At 47.6% G+C, this 18,093-nt stretch carries 18 protein-coding genes; 14 read left to right on the plus strand and 4 right to left on the minus strand.

The window, feature by feature from the left end:
* Positions 1–23: 23 nt before the first annotated feature.
* The 3 genes from AC5LIL_RS05460 to floT are packed head-to-tail and all read left to right on the plus strand — an operon-like array spanning position 24 to position 2,473.
* On the plus strand, positions 24–428 hold the full coding sequence (locus AC5LIL_RS05460; protein WP_251125544.1) for a hypothetical protein: 405 nt from the start codon (positions 24–26) through the stop codon (positions 426–428).
* Entirely contained in the window at positions 428–949 is a 522-nt protein-coding gene (locus AC5LIL_RS05465) for an NfeD family protein (RefSeq protein WP_214749289.1), read from the plus strand. Before AC5LIL_RS05460 ends, AC5LIL_RS05465 begins: the two co-directional genes overlap by 1 nt.
* Positions 950–952: 3 nt before the next feature.
* Entirely contained in the window at positions 953–2,473 is a 1,521-nt protein-coding gene (gene floT, locus AC5LIL_RS05470) for a flotillin lipid rafts scaffold protein FloT (protein ID WP_214693180.1), read from the plus strand.
* Between the two features lie 52 nt (positions 2,474–2,525).
* Here the strand turns inward: floT and AC5LIL_RS05475 are convergent, their stop codons facing one another.
* A complete protein-coding gene (locus AC5LIL_RS05475; protein ID WP_224861514.1) occupies positions 2,526–2,795 on the minus strand; it encodes a hypothetical protein in 270 nt (89 codons plus the stop codon).
* A gap of 205 nt (positions 2,796–3,000) precedes the next feature.
* Between AC5LIL_RS05475 and AC5LIL_RS05480 the strand changes: the two genes are divergently transcribed.
* The 4 genes from AC5LIL_RS05480 (at position 3,001) to AC5LIL_RS05495 (ending at position 8,556) form a co-directional block, all read left to right on the plus strand.
* Positions 3,001–3,972, plus strand: coding sequence for a BMP family lipoprotein (locus AC5LIL_RS05480; RefSeq protein WP_224861511.1), 972 nt, complete (start codon positions 3,001–3,003; stop codon positions 3,970–3,972).
* The gene (locus tag AC5LIL_RS05485) at positions 3,969–5,612 is read left to right on the plus strand and encodes a methyl-accepting chemotaxis protein (RefSeq protein ID WP_499825177.1); all 1,644 of its coding nucleotides are present in this window, start codon (positions 3,969–3,971) and stop codon (positions 5,610–5,612) included. Before AC5LIL_RS05480 ends, AC5LIL_RS05485 begins: the two co-directional genes overlap by 4 nt.
* A gap of 249 nt (positions 5,613–5,861) precedes the next feature.
* Positions 5,862–6,437 (plus strand): helix-hairpin-helix domain-containing protein, encoded by a 576-nt coding sequence (locus AC5LIL_RS05490; RefSeq protein WP_214782250.1) that lies wholly within the window; start codon positions 5,862–5,864, stop codon positions 6,435–6,437.
* 1 nt (position 6,438) lies between these two features.
* Positions 6,439–8,556, plus strand: a complete 2,118-nt coding sequence (locus AC5LIL_RS05495) for a DNA internalization-related competence protein ComEC/Rec2 (RefSeq protein WP_499825178.1) — start codon at positions 6,439–6,441, stop codon at positions 8,554–8,556.
* A 61-nt stretch (positions 8,557–8,617) separates the two neighbouring features.
* On the opposite strand, the gene AC5LIL_RS05500 is transcribed toward AC5LIL_RS05495, so the two are convergent.
* Positions 8,618–8,782: a YqzM family protein gene (locus tag AC5LIL_RS05500; RefSeq protein WP_012726678.1), complete on the minus strand. Its 165-nt coding sequence runs from the start codon at positions 8,780–8,782 to the stop codon at positions 8,618–8,620.
* Between the two features lie 90 nt (positions 8,783–8,872).
* On the opposite strand from AC5LIL_RS05500, the gene holA reads away from it, so the two are divergent.
* Both holA and AC5LIL_RS05510 read left to right on the plus strand, forming a co-directional pair.
* Positions 8,873–9,883 carry a DNA polymerase III subunit delta gene (gene holA, locus AC5LIL_RS05505; RefSeq protein WP_353047509.1) on the plus strand — a complete coding sequence of 337 codons (1,011 nt, stop codon included), beginning with the start codon at positions 8,873–8,875 and terminating at the stop codon, positions 9,881–9,883.
* A gap of 9 nt (positions 9,884–9,892) precedes the next feature.
* Positions 9,893–10,330, plus strand: coding sequence for a GNAT family N-acetyltransferase (locus AC5LIL_RS05510; protein ID WP_214782259.1), 438 nt, complete (start codon positions 9,893–9,895; stop codon positions 10,328–10,330).
* 27 nt (positions 10,331–10,357) lie between these two features.
* Here AC5LIL_RS05510 and rpsT read toward each other — a convergent pair whose 3' ends face one another.
* Positions 10,358–10,618 (minus strand): 30S ribosomal protein S20, encoded by a 261-nt coding sequence (gene rpsT / locus AC5LIL_RS05515; protein WP_012726675.1) that lies wholly within the window; start codon positions 10,616–10,618, stop codon positions 10,358–10,360.
* Positions 10,619–10,837: 219 nt separating this feature from the next.
* Between rpsT and lepA the strand changes: the two genes are divergently transcribed.
* From lepA to hemW, 5 genes are all read left to right on the plus strand, one after another.
* Positions 10,838–12,661 (plus strand): translation elongation factor 4, encoded by a 1,824-nt coding sequence (lepA, locus tag AC5LIL_RS05520; protein ID WP_214693159.1) that lies wholly within the window; start codon positions 10,838–10,840, stop codon positions 12,659–12,661.
* Between the two features lie 114 nt (positions 12,662–12,775).
* Positions 12,776–13,846, plus strand: a complete 1,071-nt coding sequence (gene serC, locus AC5LIL_RS05525; RefSeq protein ID WP_499825179.1) for a 3-phosphoserine/phosphohydroxythreonine transaminase — start codon at positions 12,776–12,778, stop codon at positions 13,844–13,846.
* The gene (locus tag AC5LIL_RS05530; protein ID WP_214782265.1) at positions 13,824–14,987 is read left to right on the plus strand and encodes a phosphoglycerate dehydrogenase; all 1,164 of its coding nucleotides are present in this window, start codon (positions 13,824–13,826) and stop codon (positions 14,985–14,987) included. Before serC ends, AC5LIL_RS05530 begins: the two co-directional genes overlap by 23 nt.
* A 10-nt stretch (positions 14,988–14,997) precedes the next feature.
* A complete protein-coding gene (locus AC5LIL_RS05535; RefSeq protein WP_499825180.1) occupies positions 14,998–16,179 on the plus strand; it encodes a DUF1015 domain-containing protein in 1,182 nt (393 codons plus the stop codon).
* A gap of 43 nt (positions 16,180–16,222) precedes the next feature.
* The gene (gene hemW, locus AC5LIL_RS05540; protein WP_251125546.1) at positions 16,223–17,401 is read left to right on the plus strand and encodes a radical SAM family heme chaperone HemW; all 1,179 of its coding nucleotides are present in this window, start codon (positions 16,223–16,225) and stop codon (positions 17,399–17,401) included.
* A gap of 44 nt (positions 17,402–17,445) precedes the next feature.
* Here hemW and AC5LIL_RS05545 read toward each other — a convergent pair whose 3' ends face one another.
* A complete protein-coding gene (locus AC5LIL_RS05545) occupies positions 17,446–18,051 on the minus strand; it encodes a DUF1054 domain-containing protein (protein ID WP_214782274.1) in 606 nt (201 codons plus the stop codon).
* Positions 18,052–18,093 lie beyond the last annotated feature (42 nt).

Consider the following 18,093-nt stretch of genomic DNA (forward strand, 5'->3'; position numbering starts at 1 on the left):
TGATTAGAGTAAAGTGAGGTGAGATGGACGTGTGGTGGCGCGATGACACGAATCAAGATGAGGTAGAGGAATTGTACAAGCACATTCTCGAACTCGAAGCGAGAATTGCCAAATTAGTGGCTCATCAAGTGAGAGTGCGTCGGCTGCTGATGCAAGATTCTTCTGAGGACGTAACGGATCAAGTGGTTCAGGTTCAAAAAGAAGTTGAATATTTTTTAAACCGGATGCGACTCGAACGTCAAGAACTCGTCGATGTATATAATCGACGGCGCATTGAACAATCGATTGGTCGAGTTCGGGAAGCGAACGATCTATCTACGTCGTCCCTATCCGAATGGGATAAGATTGAGGATCAGCTCGCCCTTGAAGTCGAGCAACTTCGACGTATGTTATTTATGGAACAGCAACGTCGACAGGAGGGGTGGTAATGGAGGCAATCGATCAACTGTACTGGTGGGTGTTGATCATCGCTGGTTTTGGAACCTTCATCTATATGATGTTCTCTGATGCTTTTGACATGTTTGAAGGCTGGTTTAACCCTGCAGTTATTTTATCGTTTTTAGCACTCGGTGCTGGAATCGGACTCATTTTAAACGCATTGGCGCACGTGTCACCGGTGATTGGACTTGCTGTCGCATTGGTCGGGTCGCTCGCTCTGACAACACTTCTCTATTTGTTCGTGTTGTTACCATTATCCAATGCTGAAGAGTCAATCGGATTGACAGATGAAGCGTTGGTAGGACAAATCGGACGGTTGACAGTACCGATCCCAGAAGGCGGATACGGTGAAGTTATGATTGAGACAGTGACCGGGTCCCTTTTGAAGACAGCTCAAAGTTTAGATGGGACATCGATTTCCACGGACCATCGCGTCATTATTATTGAAGTGAAAAGTAATATCGCCATCGTCATGACATATGACGAACCTACGATTCGAGAGGAGAAATAACTTATGAATACGGCTATTTTAGTCAGCATCATCGTCGGGGTCATCATCCTCGCACTCGTGTTTGTATTCGTTTTGAAATACCGTACGGTCGGACCTGACGAAGCGTTGATTGTAACAGGTAGTTATTTAGGCAAGAAAAATGTACATAGCGACACCTCGGGTAACCGTGTCAAAATCATTCGTGGTGGAGGAACGTTCGTCCTCCCAGTGTTCCAACAAGCAGAACCACTCAGTTTACTCTCTAGCAAGCTAGAGGTCACAACGCCTGAAGTGTATACCGAACAAGGTGTACCGGTCATGGCGGACGGAACGGCCATCATTAAAATCGGCGGGTCAATCAGTGAAATTGCGACAGCCGCAGAACAGTTCCTCGGAAAACCGAAAGTTGAACGAGAAAACGAGGCGAAAGAAGTATTAGAGGGTCATTTGCGATCTATTCTTGGTTCGATGACGGTTGAAGAAATTTACAAAAACCGAGACAAGTTTTCTCAAGAAGTCCAACGCGTCGCCTCTCAAGACTTAGCGAAGATGGGACTTGTCATCGTCTCCTTCACAATCAAAGATGTTCGAGATAAAAATGGTTATTTAGAATCACTCGGTAAACCTCGTATCGCGCAAGTGAAGCGTGATGCCGATATCGCCACAGCGGAAGCGGATAAAGAAACGCGCATCAAACAGGCGGAAGCGATGAAAGATGCGAAAAAAGCAGAGTTAGAACGAGCATCAGAAATCGCAGAAGCAGAGAAAGAGAATCAGCTCCGGATTGCGGCATACCGTCGCGAGCAAGACGTTGCCAAAGCCCGGGCCGACCAAGCGTACGAGCTCGAAGAAGCACGTGCGAAACAAGAAGTTACAGAACAACAAATGCAAGTTCAAATCATCGAGCGTCAAAAGCAAATCGAGCTCGAAGAGAAAGAAATCATGCGTCGTGAGAAACAGTATGATTCAGAAGTGAAGAAAAAAGCCGATGCGGACCGTTACTCAATCGAACAATCGGCCGCTGCGGATAAAGCACGTCAAATCGCAAGCGCAGATGCCGAGAAATATCGCATCGAAGCACAAGCGAAAGCGGATGCGGAACGAGTTCGTTTGGCTGGTCTTGCTGAAGCCGATTCTGAACGCGCGAAAGGTGAAGCGGAAGCTGAAATCATTCGCTTGACGGGTCTCGCGGAAGCGGAAGCGAAAGAGAAAATCGCCGAGGCGTTCGCTCAATATGGGCAGGCAGCGATTCTCGATATGGTCGTCAAAATGCTTCCGGATTATGCGAAGGAAATTGCGGCACCACTTGGCAACATCGATCAAATCACGGTCGTCGACACAGGCGGTGGTCAAAACGGTGGAGCAGGGAAGGTGACGGGATATGCAACGGACCTTATGGCTTCATTGCAACAAACGTTGAAAGCCTCTTCGGGTATCGATATGAAAGACTTGCTCGAGAACTTTGCCGGTAAAGGGAATGTCGCGAAGGCACCTGCACCGGAGCGAGAGTTAGCGGATACGACGGTCGCTGCATCAAAAGAATAATTGACACGAGCCATAGACATCGTCTATGGCTCTGATTTTTGTACATGATTGACTAGTATGAAATGACTTCAAATGCTTTTAGGACGGAAATAAAATAATACAATGTCGGCACGAACGTGATGAATAGACCGAACCATTTCGTTCGTGGTCTGAACTGTAAGATCAAACCGACCGTCCATAGTACAAACCAAAGCATGAAATACCAACGATATTGTGGGGTGTCTGTCTCTGCTATACCAGGACCACTCAACCAAAGTGACAACAAGAGAACAAATAATCCAGATATGACGTTCCAACTATGTCGAATGATCTTTTCTATCATTTCCTTTATCATCCCTTCGGATTTGTCATCAAAGTCATTCATATGTGTATTCAACAATTAGAAAAAATTCCCTTTTGAAACATCTGACATTCTCAGATGTCCCGATATTTTATTCCCACAACTTTTAAAAATAACGATGGAGAATCGTGTCTTCTCTGTCGATAAAAGAGTTGTCAGACCAATAGAGAGAGGGAGTATGGAATACATGAAGAAAAGCATAATCATCAGTACAATCACTGCTTGTTCACTGTGGTTGTCCGGTTGTCAGTCGGTCATCGATGACCCGACTGCCGCTGTTGAAGAACGTCAGACGATGGGCGTCGTCCTATCGGATGTTGGTCTCGGGGACCAATCGTTCAGTGATGCGGCGATGCGTGGCATGGGGGAGTTACGTGAGACGGGCGAATGGTTCGTCGACTATCGTGAGTTATCCGAGACAGAAACATATCAGGCAGGGTTTGAAGAGTTGGTCAAAGAGGGACATGATGTGATTGTCGGTCTCGGTTTTGCGTGTCAGGAAGATCTTGAGACGGTGGCGGCAGAACATCCGAATCAACAATTTGCCCTCATTGATGGCGTGTCAGCGTTACCGAACGTTTTAAATGTCACGTTTGAAGAAGGAGAAGGCAGTGCGCTCGCGGGTGCGGTAGCTGGTCTTGAGACAGAGACGGATAAAATCGGTTTTATCGGTGGGATGGATATTGAACTCATTCAGAAATTCGAGGCAGGATTTGAGCGTGGAGCAAAATCCGTAAACGAGGATGTCGAGATGCTCGTTGATTTCTCGAACGACTTTGCCTCACCCGAGCTTGGACGCGAACTAGCTGAGAAACAAATCAAAGAGGGCGCAGACGTTCTCTATGCGGCAGCTGGCCTAACGGGAGTCGGGGTATTGGAGACTGCTGAAAAGTATGGGATTAAGGCAATCGGAGTCGATAGCGATCAATCGATGATTGCACCTGATGCGGTCGTGACTTCGATGTTGAAACAAGTCGATTTGGCGATCGTTGAAATCGCAGGTCGTGTGACGACACAGCCGTTCAACGATCATGTCATCCTTGGTATTGAAGAAGGAGGCGTCGGCTTAGCGCCACTTCGTCGCATTCAATGGGATGAGAATGAGACAACTCAGTATGAATCGGTCGAACGTCAACTGAAAGAGGGGACACTAAAATGAGTTTACGTAAACGGTTTATCTTCTCAACGGTGTTCACCGTCGTCTTGATCGTTCTCATGATGAGTTATGTCTTGTCGACCTTGAACCGTCTGCAGACTTACAATGAACAGTACGGGAGTCAGATGATTGAAATGTCTCAGCTTGAGACGTCACTCTTACAAGAACAGTCGCTCTGGACGTCGCTTGGCGAACAATCGAATCAATCAACACTCGTCCAACTTGAGCGAATCCGTGTATCGAATGCGAAAACGTTTGATGAATTAAAACAGTCTTACTTGATTCCAGAGTTTTCGAATCATCTAGAACGTGCCACGACGAAGTATGAACAAGTGAACGACGATGTCGAGTCTGCATTAGAAGGTGGGATTGGAGCGCGGATACAAGCTGCCAAGCTCGAAGGGTTGTTAAATGATATCAACACACTGATTGCTAAGAACGGTTCGTTCTACGAGGCACTTCAAGTAGAGGCGGCAAATGAAACAGAGCGTCTATTATTCATCTCAATCTTGTTAACGATTCTCGTTGTCTTAGCGCTAGGCATTTACAACTTCTTCTTCGCGCGTTCTATCACACGTCCGCTCGAGCGCAACGTGAAAGTCGCAGAAGCCATCGCTTCAGGACGTCTTGTCACATTGCCAGAATCGAATCGCAATGACGAAATCGGACGACTTGAACGCGCGATGCGCGAGATGACAGCATCTCTGCAAACGGTTATCGGTTCGATTCGTGTGACATCGATGAAGGTGAATGGGATGACGGAAACGGCAGCGGCTGAAAATGAAGCGGTTGTCAGCACGACGTCAAACATCACGAACGCAGTGGATGAAATGGCGCATGGTGCGCAGTCCATCGCCAATGAATTGCAAGAGACGCTCAGCTCGGTCCATACGATGGCGACGTCATTCGAGACGAGCTTGAATCAAACGAAACAGACGACAGAAGAAACGACTGAGATGACACGAGAAGTGGCGGCCGGGATTGAGACGTTGACGGATCAGGAACACATCCTTGATCGCTCGAGCGAACGAAATGAAGTGCTTGTCACGAGGATGGATCATTTTGCTAGACAGACGGCGGAGATCGAATCGATGGCGAAGCTCGTGGAAGACGTGGCGGCCCAGACGAATTTACTCGCCTTGAACGCAGCGATTGAAGCGGCACGTGCCGGTGAAGCAGGACGTGGATTCGCGGTCGTGGCGAGCGAGGTTAAAAAGTTGGCCGAAGAGAGCAATAAGGCAACCCGCTCGATTTTCCATGTCGTGGAGACGATTCAACAAGAAGTCGTACGATTGACAGAAACGGTGAACGAATCAAAACGCGAACAAGAAGCACAGTTTGAAGCATTCGGTTTGACGAAGGAAGCGTTCAACCGCATCCATGAACGTACAGACCATGTCGCCTCGTTCGTCCGTACAATTGAGCAAGAGATGCGCACATCTAGTAGTGAAGTGAACAACGTGTTGCGTCGTGTCGAGGAAGTATCGGGCGTGACAGAAGAATTGGCAGCTGGAAATGAAGAAGTGGCGGCCTCGATGAAAGAACAACAAGCAAGCTTTGATCAAATCTTTACGTTGATGCAAGAACTAGAAGGACAGGCTGCGGCACTCGCTGACCAAGTTCAGCATTTCGAGGAAGAGTAATGATCCTCATGCAGAAGGACCGAAGACCACCCATTGGTTTTCGGTTTTTTTGCTGTTTCGAATGTTGGGCCCCTTCTTCTATTGTCGCAAGAAAATGAGCGATTATCTTTCAGATTGTATGAAGGTCAAGTACGTTGCAGGCAAGCAAACGACTCCGTTGAGAATGGATTAAGACCTGGAACGGGACAAGTGCAGTCACGCTGGATTCGGCATACTAGATACAATAGTCGAAACAGGGGGAGAATCGTCTTGGAAAAGTGGAAGCAGGTCATCATCGGTGTTGTCGTCGTCCTGTTTTTAGGTGTTGGTTATTTATTTTATAGTAAAGAGCCAGATGAACGTGTCGTCGATGAATTCATCGTAGAATCAGAAGAAGTAGTTCCGGCTGAGACAGTAGAACGATTAGAAATCGTCGTCTATGTCACAGGCGCAGTCGAGTCTCCGAACGTCTATACCGTACCAGAAGGTGCCAGAGTCGGCGATGTTCTCTCATTGGCCGTATTAACTGATGAAGCCGACCCGGAACAATTGAACTTGGCACAACTACTCGTGGACGGTGTAAAAATCATCGTACCGAAAAAAGGAGAAGCGCCGATTGCACAAGAGGTACCTAGCACAGAGTTAGAAGCAAATGGGGTACACGTGAATAGTGCCACGAAAGACGAGTTGATGTCGGTCCCTGGTATTGGTCCTGCAAAAGCAGACGCGATTTTGAACCACCTGAAAGAGAATGGTCCCTTTAAAACATACGAGGACTTAGGTGATGTGAAAGGATTTGGGGAGAAAACATTAGAAAGTATGAAACCTTACTTATTGGTACCATGAGATGCCGTTATTTCCATTATTTGCGATAGTGATGGTGACCGGATTAACTGAAGGAATCTACCTCGTCACAATCGTTTCCGGTGTGTTATATGTCGCGTCTCGAGGTGGACAACATCTATATGCGAAACTCGGTGTCATTTTCCTCATCCTGATTGCATGGCTACATGCCGATTCGGCAGAATGGACACCGACAGACACAATCGTGTTCTCGATTGAGAGTCGTAAAGAGAATGGGAAGACGACCCGATTATATGGGAACGTGGGGACTCATCAAGGTGTGTTGCGAGGGAGAGAGCTCTCGATTGGTAGACCTGGTGAGACGTGTCTCGTAGAAATGGAACAAGAAGCGTTTCAGCCGTTACGGAACATCGGGGGATTTGGCGAACAGAAATGGGCGGCTAGCGCGGACTTATCCTTTAAAGGAAAGATCAAGAGAATCGACGAGTGCCGTCCGACAGCGGGGATGGACGGTTGGATGTTGAGGTGGAAAGAAAGACGTCTCCAACAGATTGAACAACAATATCGCGCCGATGTCGCGCTATACATAGAGGCCTTACTGTTCGGTGAGAGCCGGATGCTCGACGAACAGACTTCTTTCTCATATCGAGTGACGGGTCTCCTGCATCTTCTCGTCATCTCAGGTTCGCATATCGCCATGCTGATTGTCTCGCTTCGAGCAATGTTTCGGCCAATCCCGATTCGACGAGAGACGAAGACGGTATTGATTCTATTGACGATTACGGCGTTCGGATGGCTGACTGGTTTTTCACCACCGGTCGCACGAGCTGTCCTCGTGGCAGATGTGTTGCTCATCCTTTCTTTATTTGGTGTATCGGTAAGGGACCCGATTCGTCTCTTAAGTTGGTGCGCAGCTGCCATGCTTGCCTTTCAACCACACCTTCTCTCAAACTTAGGGTTTCAGTTAACGGTCGGGATGACGTTCTTCTTGTTGGTCACGAGACAACTGTGGACCGGGTTGTTGGAGTTGTCCGTGTTTGCCCAACTATTTGGATTATTTGTCCTTTGGCAAGTTCAACCGATTCTATCCGTCGCTGCACCTCTTTTCAATATCATCATGGCGTTTTGCATTTCATGGGTGATGATGCCGCTCGCACTGATTGTTTGGGTCGTTCCAGAAATTGCACCGATATTCATGGTGATCCTAGACGCCATCAACGGAATATTTTCCATGCATGATATGAATCGACCATGGCTACCGTTGCATGAATTGACATTTCCGCAGCAAGTCGCTTTATGGATTGGGATTTGGGGAAGTTTACTTCTTGTCCAACGGAAGCGATGGTTCGGATGGTGTATGGCCATGTTGACGTGTATCCTCGTTGCCGGTTGGGCCGAATGGGCAGAGTCTCCACGGGTGACATTTTTAGATGTCGGTCAAGGCGATGCGATTGTTGTAGAGTCAGGAGACACAATCGGTGTGATTGATGTCGGCGGCGTCTTTCAGGATCCCAACGAGCAAAAACGGACAGTGTATGACCCGGGAGCAGACGTTGTGGCTCCATATATATGGAAGCGTGGGGAGCGTGCACTTGATTTTGTTCTCTTGACGCATGCGGACCATGACCACATCGGTGGTTTAGAAGGATTGTTGAAGCTCGTGCATGTAAAGGAGATTTGGTTATCGAAAGAAGTGGCGAATGCGGAGAAGCGTGAGGAGATTCTTCAGTTGGCGACGAATTACGGGGCATCCATTCGCTATCTCGAGGCAGGAAATCGACCGATGTCTTGGATATGGATTGTCTCACCGACTAAAGTGCATGAAGATGAAAATGATCATTCGATCAGCCTCTATATGAACGTAGGTGGCATGCGGTACTTATTGACAGGGGATTTGCCTATAGAAGAAGAGACTAACTTACCGACGGTGGATGTCGACGTGTTTAAGTTAGGGCATCATGGATCGAATACGTCGTCAGGGGAAGAGCTACTCGAGCGAATCGATCCGGAATGGGTGATTGCGAGCGTCGGAGCGAACAATCGTTATGGCCACCCACATCAGGAGACGTTAGACCGGATTTTCGGACGTCGCTTGTTGCGAACGGATCTCGATGGGATGATCATCTGTGAAAAAAGAATGTGTCGGGGGATCATCGACTAGCACGTGAATAAATATGATACACTAAAAAACGATTGCTCCCCCGGGGCAATCGTTTGAAAACTTATAGGCTTAAGAACTTGATGATGACACCGATGAAGAAAATCGTGAAGAAAAAGCCAAATGGGACGATGAAGCCGATCGCAGAGTCGATCGCGTCATTACGTTTGCATTGAACGTCATTTTCAAACGGGTTTTCACTCGGTGGGCGTACAGAGTTGATTTGCATATTAGGTCCCTCCTTATCATACTTCCTTTATAAGTATAGCGAATCATGCGAAGATAATCTATGTTTAGATGAGAATAAATTGTGAAAGTGGTGTGTGTTTTGAATGAACCGTGGTTACATAATGGTAAACTAGCGAGCGTCTATGTTCTCCATGGAACTGAAAAGTATTTATTAGAGAATTGGGAACGTGGAATCGTGAAGGCGGCCAACCCATCCGGTGATCAATTTGATGTCATGCAACTCGATCTCCAAGAGACGTCATTAGATACTGCGCTCGATGAAGCGGAAACGGTCCCTTTTTTCAGTGAATTTCGGACAGTCATCGTCAAGAATGCCCAATTTTTGACGGGAGCGAAAGAAAAGCAAAAGCATAACGTCGACCGTCTCGCCGAATATGTCGTTCAGCCTGCGACTTACTCGGTCCTCGTCCTCATTGTCGAGTCAGAAAAACTCGATGAACGTAAAAAAATCGTAAAACGATTGAAAGAACGGGCCATCGTACTCGAAGCGAAAAAGCCGAGCCAAGCAGAATTGATGCGTTATGTGAATGATACGCTTAGTCAGGAACAACAAAAAATGGAACGTGCGACCATGGAGCGACTGTTGTTCTTATGTCAGGATGACTGGGGAAAATTAGTCCGAGAATTAGAAAAGCTACAGTTATATGCTGGAACAGGAGCGATGATTCCGATTGACATCGTGAATGATTTGGTACCACGTACGCTAGAAGATAATGTGTTTCAGCTGTCCGAGCTCCTCGTCAAACGACGCGCAGATACGGCGCTTCGGTTAGTACGTGACTTAGAGAAGCAAGGACAAGAACTGATTGGACTTCTCGGGTTGTTAGCAAGGCAATACCGAAACATGTATCTATCAAAGCAGTTGACAGAAGCGGGGTACGGAGAAAAACAAATCGCTTCAAAAATTGGTGCTCATCCATATACCGTCAAACTAGCAACACAAGCGAGTCGTAATTTTTCAGAAGCGCAGCTCGCGCAAGCGTTGACGTTGATTGCAGATGCAGATGAAGCGATGAAAACAGGTCGTGGTGATAAACAAATCGTATTCGATACACTCGTTTGTCAACTGGCTTTATTGTGAGGTGAGAATATGGGATTGAAACAAGTATTACTACAAGATGTGATTCCACTTCGACATATTGTACTCAGACCAGGTAAAGGGATTGAGACTTGTTATTTTGAAGGGGACGAGTCGTCGACGACACGTCATTTTGCTTGGGTCGAAAGAGAGCACGTGCAATCGGTCGCGACTGTCATGTTGTCATCAAGAGAAATCGAAGGCGAGTCGGTGCCGTATCAACTTCGGGGAATGGCGACGGATCCGGATCTAGCCGGACAAGGAATCGGGTCGCATTTCTTACAGGCGTTACATGAAGAGTTAGATAGCTCGTGGTGGTGTAACGCCCGAGAAGTGGCCGTTCGCTTCTACGAACGGAATGGTCTCGAACGAATTGGTGAACCGTTCGATATTCCTGGAATTGGTCCTCACTATGTCATGGTATACAAAAAAACAGCCGGCTCCGAGTAGGAGGCGGCTGTTTCGTTTGGTCTCTAATTAGAGAGCAGCGATACGAGCTGCGAGGCGTGATTTATCACGACCTGCTTTGTTTTTGTGGATAAGGCCTTTTGATGCAGCCTTGTCGAGCTTCTTCGTAGCGAGGACGAAAGCTTCTTGAGCAGCTTCTTTGTTTCCTTCGAGTACGAGAGCATCAACACGTTTTACTGCTGTACGCATTGCCGCTTTCTCTTGAGAGTTCGCAACACGACGTTTTTCAGAAGTTTTTGCACGTTTGATTGCTGATTTGATGTTTGCCATTGTTTGTCACCTCCTGAAACAAGAAAGTGTATGTTCTTATTACTTCAAGTAATCATTCAACAGAACAAGCACAATTGTAGCAAACGGTTATATGAAAAGCAACCACTTGATGATTATTCTGAAAACTATATGTGGTATTGTTGTAGTAGGTCGTACACATTACTTTAGGATTTTGATATAATGACACGGTATGCATGAGAAGGATAGGTGAACCCATATATGAATAAACAAGAATTAGAGAATCGTCAGAAGAAGATTCGTAACTTTTCGATTATCGCTCACATCGATCATGGAAAGTCGACACTCGCTGACCGGATTCTTGAGAAAACTGGTGCACTCACGGCTCGTGAGATGAAAGAGCAGACGCTTGACGCGATGGATTTAGAGCGTGAGCGTGGAATTACAATTAAATTGAACGCTGTTAAATTGAACTATACGGCAAAAGACGGAGAAGAGTATATTCTTCACTTGATTGACACGCCAGGACACGTCGACTTCACGTATGAAGTGTCGCGTTCGCTTGCGGCATGTGAAGGTGCAATTCTCGTCGTCGACGCGGCACAAGGAATTGAAGCGCAGACTCTTGCGAACGTTTACTTAGCACTCGATAACGACCTCGAAATTATTCCGGTCATCAATAAAATCGACTTGCCGTCAGCGGATGTCGATCGCGTCCGTCAAGAGATTGAAGACGTCATCGGTCTCGACGCAAGCGATGCGGTCCCGACTTCTGCCAAGGCAGGGATTGGAATCGAAGAGATTCTCGAGCAAATCGTCGAACTCGTACCACCTCCGACAGGTGATCCGTCAGAACCGTTACAAGCTTTGATCTTCGACTCATACTATGATGCCTACCGCGGTGTCGTCGCATCGATTCGAATCGTCAACGGTTCGGTCAAAGTAGGAGATAAAGTTCAAATGATGGCGACAGGGAAGACGTTCGAAGTAACGGACCTCGGTGTATCGACACCGAAACCTGTCTCGGTCAAAGAATTGAACGTCGGTGATGTAGGAACACTTTCTGCATCAATCAAAACAGTCGGAGATGTTCGTGTCGGGGATACGATCACACTTGCGAAAAATCCTGCCACGAGTCAGCTTCCGGGTTACCGTAAAATGAACCCGATGGTGTACTGTGGATTGTATCCGATCGATGCAGCCAACTACAACGACCTTCGTGAGGCACTCGAAAAGCTTCAACTTTCTGATGCCGCGCTCGAGTTTGAACCTGAGACGTCACAGGCACTCGGATTCGGTTTCCGTTGTGGATTCCTAGGGATGCTTCACATGGAAATCATCCAAGAACGGATTGAGCGTGAGTTCGGGATCGACTTGATCACGACGGCACCATCGGTTATCTATCACGTGACGACAACTTCAGGAGAAGTCGTCCACGTTGATAACCCATCGAAGATGCCGGAACAACAAAAAGTGGAATCGATTGAAGAACCTTACGTCAAAGCGGCCGTCATGACACCGAACGATTATGTCGGGGCCATCATGGAACTTTGCCAGAAGAAACGTGGGACGTTCATCGATATGCAGTATATCGACACGACACGCGTCAAAATCACGTATGAGATCCCACTGAGTGAAATCGTCTATGACTTCTTCGATCAATTGAAGTCGAGCACGAAAGGGTATGCGTCTCTCGATTATGAGTTGATCGGCTATCGTCAATCACGTCTCGTGAAGATGGACATCTTGCTCAACAACGAAGTGGTCGATGCCCTCAGCTTCATCGTTCACCGTGACTTTGCGTATGAGCGCGGAAAAGTGATCGTCGAGAAGTTGAAAGCACTCATCCCGCGGATGCAGTTCGAAGTCCCGGTACAAGCTGCCGTCGGAACAAAAATTGTCGCACGTTCGACAATCAAAGCACTTCGTAAAAACGTTTTGGCTAAATGTTATGGGGGAGACATCTCGCGTAAGCGAAAACTCCTTGAGAAACAAAAAGAAGGTAAGAAGCGCATGAAGATGGTCGGGTCTGTCGAAGTCCCGCAAGAAGCGTTCATGTCCGTTCTATCGATGGACGAAGAATAATTGGATTGAATCACCCTGATGTTCGAATCGGGGTGATTTTTTTGTTTAGGCAGGAAATGGCACTTCTTTTAAGGAAGAGTACACCCTTAGACAGACAAAAGAGGAGGAAACACCGTGTCGACGTATACATACTCTGCGGGTCCCGGCATGCTACCAAAAGAAGTGATGCAAGAGATTCAACAACATCTCCTGACGTTCGAATATGAAGGGGTCTCGATTATCGAAACGAGTCATCGTTCAGAGTCATTCCAACAAGTGGTCGACTCGCTCGAGGCAAGACTCAGAAGACTCATGCATATTCCTGAGAACTATGCCGTTCTTTGGTTGCAAGGTGGGGCGACACTGCAGTTTTCCATGATCCCGATGAATTTACGGAATCGAAATCGATTCGCCTATGTCGATACAGGGATTTGGTCTAAAAAAGCGATGGAAGATGCTAGGCACTTCGGGCAGGTCGACGTCATCCATCCACTCATAGATGAGGCGGGTGGGATGTCATTTGAACCGAGACTCGCTCAAGATGTCGACTATCTACATGTGACATTAAACAATACGATTGAAGGAACCCGATTCACGACTATACCCGAAACGGATGTCCCACTCATTGCGGATGCTTCTTCGAACATTCTTGCCGAGCACATCGACGTTGAGCGCTTCGGGATGATCTATGCTGGTGCCCAGAAAAATATTGGTCCAGCAGGACTGACGGTCGTCATCATACACCGCGACTTGATTCAGTCGATCGAGCTACCAAGTTATCTTCATTACGCGTCTCATGTCGATACGTTATTCAATACGCCGTCGACGTTCAGTATGTATGCGGCAGAACGTGTCCTCAAGTGGGTCGAAGATCAAGGAGGTGTCGAGGCGATGGAGCAACTGAATCGTGAAAAAAGCGATACGGTCTATTCGTTCCTTGAACAATCGAATGTATTTTCTTCTCTCGTATCGGGAGAACGCCGCTCCTTAACGAACATCCCGTTCACGACGGGTGACCGTAATCGAGACATGGGCTTTGAACAATTTGCCCTTGAACGCGGATTACTCGAACTCGGCGGTCATCGTTCCGTCGGTGGTCTGAGGGCGAGTCTTTATAACGCGATGCCAAAAGAAGGTGCTGTGCGCCTTGTCGACGTCATGAGAGCATTTGAGGAGGAGAACAATGTATCACATCAAAACATTTAACCAAATCGCTACAGCGGGTCTGAAACGATTTGAGCCGAATGAATATATCATCAATGCTTCAGAACAGGCCGATGCTTGGGTACTCAGAAGTCATAACGTGCACGATGAAGCAATTCCGCCCCATCTGCTCGCCATTGCAAGGGCAGGTGCCGGAGTCAATAATCTCCCGCTTGATCAACTGGCGAAACAAGGAGTCGTGGCGTTTCATACTCCTGGTGCGAATGCGAATGCGGTGAAAGAACTCGTCTTGGCCAGCATGATTCTCTCGGTCAGACCGATCGTCAAAGGTTTCAACTGGGTAAATGAACAGGCGGTCGAGTCACAATCTCAGTTGGAAGAAGCGATGGAGCAACAGAAACGGCAGTTCCTCGGGGCCGAGTTACGGGGGAAGAAAGTAGGGATCATCGGGCTTGGGGCCATTGGGGCTTCACTTGCCAATGACCTTCTCCAACTTGGGGTCGATGTCATCGGATATGATCCCCATCTCTCGGTTGATGCCGCTTGGAATATTTCAAAACACGTCACACGCGCCAAGCATTTGAGTGAGGTTCTAGGGTCTGTTGATCTCTTGTCGATTCATATGCCGCTGACGAAAGAGACGCGCTTCAGTATCGACCGGAGTTGGTTCGAGCGGATGAAGCCAGGGATGACCGTTTTGAATTTCGCACGTGGAGAGCTCGTGAAGGATGCTGATTTAGTTGAAGCATTCCATCATCACGTCGGGCTATACATCACCGACTTCCCTAGACACTCGCTCATCGGACATCCTCAAGTGATGGCATTGCCTCATCTCGGTGCCTCGACAAAGGAATCAGAAGTCAACTGTGCCATTCAAGCCGTCGAGACGCTGAAGTTATATCTGGAGACCGGTAACATCCGTTCGTCCGCCAACTTCCCAAATGCGGAACTTCCGTATACCGGCAAACGTCGCCTCGCGATTTTGCATCAAAATGTGCCGAACATGGTCGGACAAATTACGGGAGAACTCGCCTCACATGGATTGAACATCGATAACATGATCAACCGTAGCCGAGGCGAGATGGCCTATACATTGATTGATTTAGACAACAACGAACATGAACCGTTATCGATTCATGCACTGTATGACATCAAGGGCGTCATTCGCGTCCGAGAATTTTAAGGAGGATTCTATGGTCGTATTTAAACCGTTCAGCCCATACATGCCCGTACACGCTAAAGAAGTTGCCGCAGATCCGTATGACGTCGTTTCTGTAGAAGAAGCGAAGGCGGTCATCGCTGAGCAACCGAACTCATTTTTGAAGGTAGATAAGCCAGAAGCTCTTCAAGTAAACCTCTCACTCGAAGACTGGGGAAAGCGTGCTCGTCAGGAGCTAGAACGTCTATACGAAGACGAGCTGACGGTTCGTCCGAGTGGATTTTACGTATACAGATTGACCCGGAACGAGCGTCAGCAAACGGGCTTAGTCGCCACATTCTCTGTCGCAGACTATGAAGCCGGGCGAATCAAGATTCACGAACATACCCGTGAAACGAAGGAACGGGAACGTGTCGAACATGTCCGAGCGACGGGGGCGCATACCGGTCCGATTTTACTTAGCCACCCGCCACATGCGAGTCTGAAACAGATTTTAACGAGTGCGACGGAAGAAGAGCCGCTGTTCTCGTTTACGGATGATCGTGGCGTGTTACACGAAGGATTCATGATTCCGAGCCGAGAACTCGCGCGCGTCATGATGATCGGTGCGACGATCCCGTCTATCTATATCGCAGATGGTCATCATCGCGCGAAAGCGGCAGCGGTCGTTTCTGAAATGGGTGGGGAATATTCTCAAAAGAATGAACGAACACACTTTTTAGGTGTCCTCTTCCCGAGCGACGAGTTGACGATTTTGCCATATCATCGCCTGTTGACAACGATCGCACCTGAAGAAGTAGAACATATGTTGGAAGGACTTTCGTTCTCGTATGAAGTGACAGAAGAAGATGAACTCGTCTTACCTGAAAGTCATGGCGTGTTCGGCGCTGCGTATCGAGGGAATTATTACAAGTTATCGAAACGAAAAGATGAAACGGATCTCGATGTCGCCGTCTTACAGCGTGATATCCTTGCTCCGTACTTCAACGTCGAAGATATTCGTACGGATGCCAGAGTTGATTTTGTTGGAGGGAACCGGTCAATCGAAGAATTGCAACAACTCGCGCAAGTACCTGACCAATTACTGTTTACGTGCCATGAAACGACGATGCCGCAGTTGATGCGAGTGGCTGATGGGGGTGGGCAAATGCCACCAAAATCGACATGGTTCGAACCAAAATTAAAGAGCGGTCTGTTTATTCATCGGTTCGATTGATGGCGCAGGCTGGAAAGAACGGACGAAAAGCGTTATAAATGGAATGAGAAGAAAGGGGTGGCCGAAATTGGCTAAAGCCGTATATCTTCACATTCCATTTTGTGAACATATTTGTTATTACTGTGATTTCAACAAGGTGTTTTTAAAAAACCAACCTGTTGATGAATATTTAGATGCATTAGAACGAGAGATGGTATTGACGCTCGAAGCGTTTCCGACAGAACGGATTGAGACCATCTTTATTGGAGGGGGCACACCGACGGCGCTCAATGAAGCGCAGATGGGTCGCCTGATGGATATGGTCCGTCGACACCTCCTCCCGCTCGCTTCAGACGACCTAGAGTATTCTGTCGAAGCGAACCCGAACTTTGTAAGTACGGAAAAACTCGACACGATGAAAGCTGGTGGTGTCAATCGACTCAGCTTCGGTGTCCAAACGTTCGACGATGGTGGGCTCGAACGGATCGGAAGAACGCATCGCGCTGACGACGTGTTTGAAACGGTGAATGAAGCGGCGAAACGCTTTGATAATATCTCGATTGACCTCATGTTCGGGCTACCAGAGCAGACGCTCGAGCAGATTGACCGAGACTTAGAACTAGCGCTACAGCTTCCGATTCAACACGTCTCATCCTATTCCTTAATTCTTGAGCCGCATACCGTGTTTGCGATTCAAGACCGAAAAGGTAAGCTCCGTCTACCGGGAGAGGATGTTGAGGTCGAGATGTATCTCAAAGTGATGGAGACACTTGAACGGAATGGACTGAATCAATACGAAATCTCGAACTATGGGTTGCCGGGTCGAGAAAGTCGTCACAACCAAGTGTACTGGCGGAACGAAGAGTATTATGGATTCGGGGCAGGTGCGCACAGCTATTTAAATGGCACACGTCGTGCCAATATCGCACCGATTCCTCACTATATTAAAGCGGAAGGCATCCCGGTGAAACGGGTGACTGAGCTCGAAGAAGTAGAAAAAATGGAAGAAGAGCTGTTCCTCGGATTACGCATGCGTTCAGGGGTCTCTCTTCAGACATTTGAACAGAAGTATGGCGTGGCACTCGATCATGTGTTCGGTCACGTCATCGACGATTTGGTGAAGAAGTCGTTGATTGAGCGGACAGACTCCCATATCCGATTGACGGCGTCTGGTCTACCACTCGCGAATGAAGCGTTTGCGGCATTTATCGGAGAAGCAAAACTCGAGCATACCGAGTCATGAAAAATGGACAAGTCCCTTATTTGGGATTTGTCCATTTTTTAGCATTATAAGACGAGATCACGATAGAGCGGCGTGAGCCTAGCGAACGTGTCTTCGACCAAAGCGAGAAAAGCGTCTTCGTTTTGAAGAATCGATGCATCGGCAGGCAGTTGTCGTCCGATTAAGAAATCAGCTTTTTTGACAGTGCCGAAGCGCTCGAGCAACGCCTGGATGTTTTCGTTTGATGTCTCTTCAATTAGGAACGCATCTTTTTTCATATGGTCGCCCGCAATATGGAAATCAGTAAACGTTGATTTAAAATCAATTTGTTGCAAATGTTTCGCGATTACATCTTTATTCGGCATCTCATAGATGAATGCGAGCCAGATGAAAACGCGGTCGTCGAAAAGCCCGACTTGTAAGTGTGGATGTTTTTTATACCCGCGCTTATCGTGACAGATGGCCATCCATGTGTCTTTCGGAGGGTTTACCGTGCGACGTGCATGTTTTGCGACATGCAGGTAGAGGGGGATTCCGACATCTGCCTCGAGTTGTGGTCCGACCTCGTCATAAATCCGATGGAAGAGCGGTTGAATATCCGAACGGATGCCAGACATGCGTTCGTCGAGTCCGTCCTGTTTGAATACGTTAAATTGTTTTGTTGTAAACATTTCATCACCTCACGTTCTATCATAACGAAACACTGTTTCTTT

The organism is Exiguobacterium sp. RM11, from assembly GCF_059821525.1.

Excerpts from the sequence above, each read along its gene's own strand:
- AC5LIL_RS05460 (WP_251125544.1), top strand. The coding sequence starts at position 24 with ATGGACGTGTGGTGGCGCGATGACACGAATCAAGATGAGGTAGAGGAA.
- AC5LIL_RS05465 (WP_214749289.1), top strand. The coding sequence starts at position 428 with ATGGAGGCAATCGATCAACTGTACTGGTGGGTGTTGATCATCGCTGGT.
- floT (WP_214693180.1), top strand. The coding sequence starts at position 953 with ATGAATACGGCTATTTTAGTCAGCATCATCGTCGGGGTCATCATCCTC.
- AC5LIL_RS05475 (WP_224861514.1), bottom strand. The coding sequence starts at position 2,795 with ATGATAGAAAAGATCATTCGACATAGTTGGAACGTCATATCTGGATTA.
- AC5LIL_RS05480 (WP_224861511.1), top strand. The coding sequence starts at position 3,001 with ATGAAGAAAAGCATAATCATCAGTACAATCACTGCTTGTTCACTGTGG.
- AC5LIL_RS05485 (WP_499825177.1), top strand. The coding sequence starts at position 3,969 with ATGAGTTTACGTAAACGGTTTATCTTCTCAACGGTGTTCACCGTCGTC.
- AC5LIL_RS05495 (WP_499825178.1), top strand. The coding sequence starts at position 6,439 with ATGCCGTTATTTCCATTATTTGCGATAGTGATGGTGACCGGATTAACT.
- AC5LIL_RS05500 (WP_012726678.1), bottom strand. The coding sequence starts at position 8,782 with ATGCAAATCAACTCTGTACGCCCACCGAGTGAAAACCCGTTTGAAAAT.
- AC5LIL_RS05510 (WP_214782259.1), top strand. The coding sequence starts at position 9,893 with ATGGGATTGAAACAAGTATTACTACAAGATGTGATTCCACTTCGACAT.
- rpsT (WP_012726675.1), bottom strand. The coding sequence starts at position 10,618 with ATGGCAAACATCAAATCAGCAATCAAACGTGCAAAAACTTCTGAAAAA.
- lepA (WP_214693159.1), top strand. The coding sequence starts at position 10,838 with ATGAATAAACAAGAATTAGAGAATCGTCAGAAGAAGATTCGTAACTTT.
- AC5LIL_RS05530 (WP_214782265.1), top strand. The coding sequence starts at position 13,824 with ATGTATCACATCAAAACATTTAACCAAATCGCTACAGCGGGTCTGAAA.
- AC5LIL_RS05535 (WP_499825180.1), top strand. The coding sequence starts at position 14,998 with ATGGTCGTATTTAAACCGTTCAGCCCATACATGCCCGTACACGCTAAA.
- hemW (WP_251125546.1), top strand. The coding sequence starts at position 16,223 with ATGAGAAGAAAGGGGTGGCCGAAATTGGCTAAAGCCGTATATCTTCAC.
- AC5LIL_RS05545 (WP_214782274.1), bottom strand. The coding sequence starts at position 18,051 with ATGTTTACAACAAAACAATTTAACGTATTCAAACAGGACGGACTCGAC.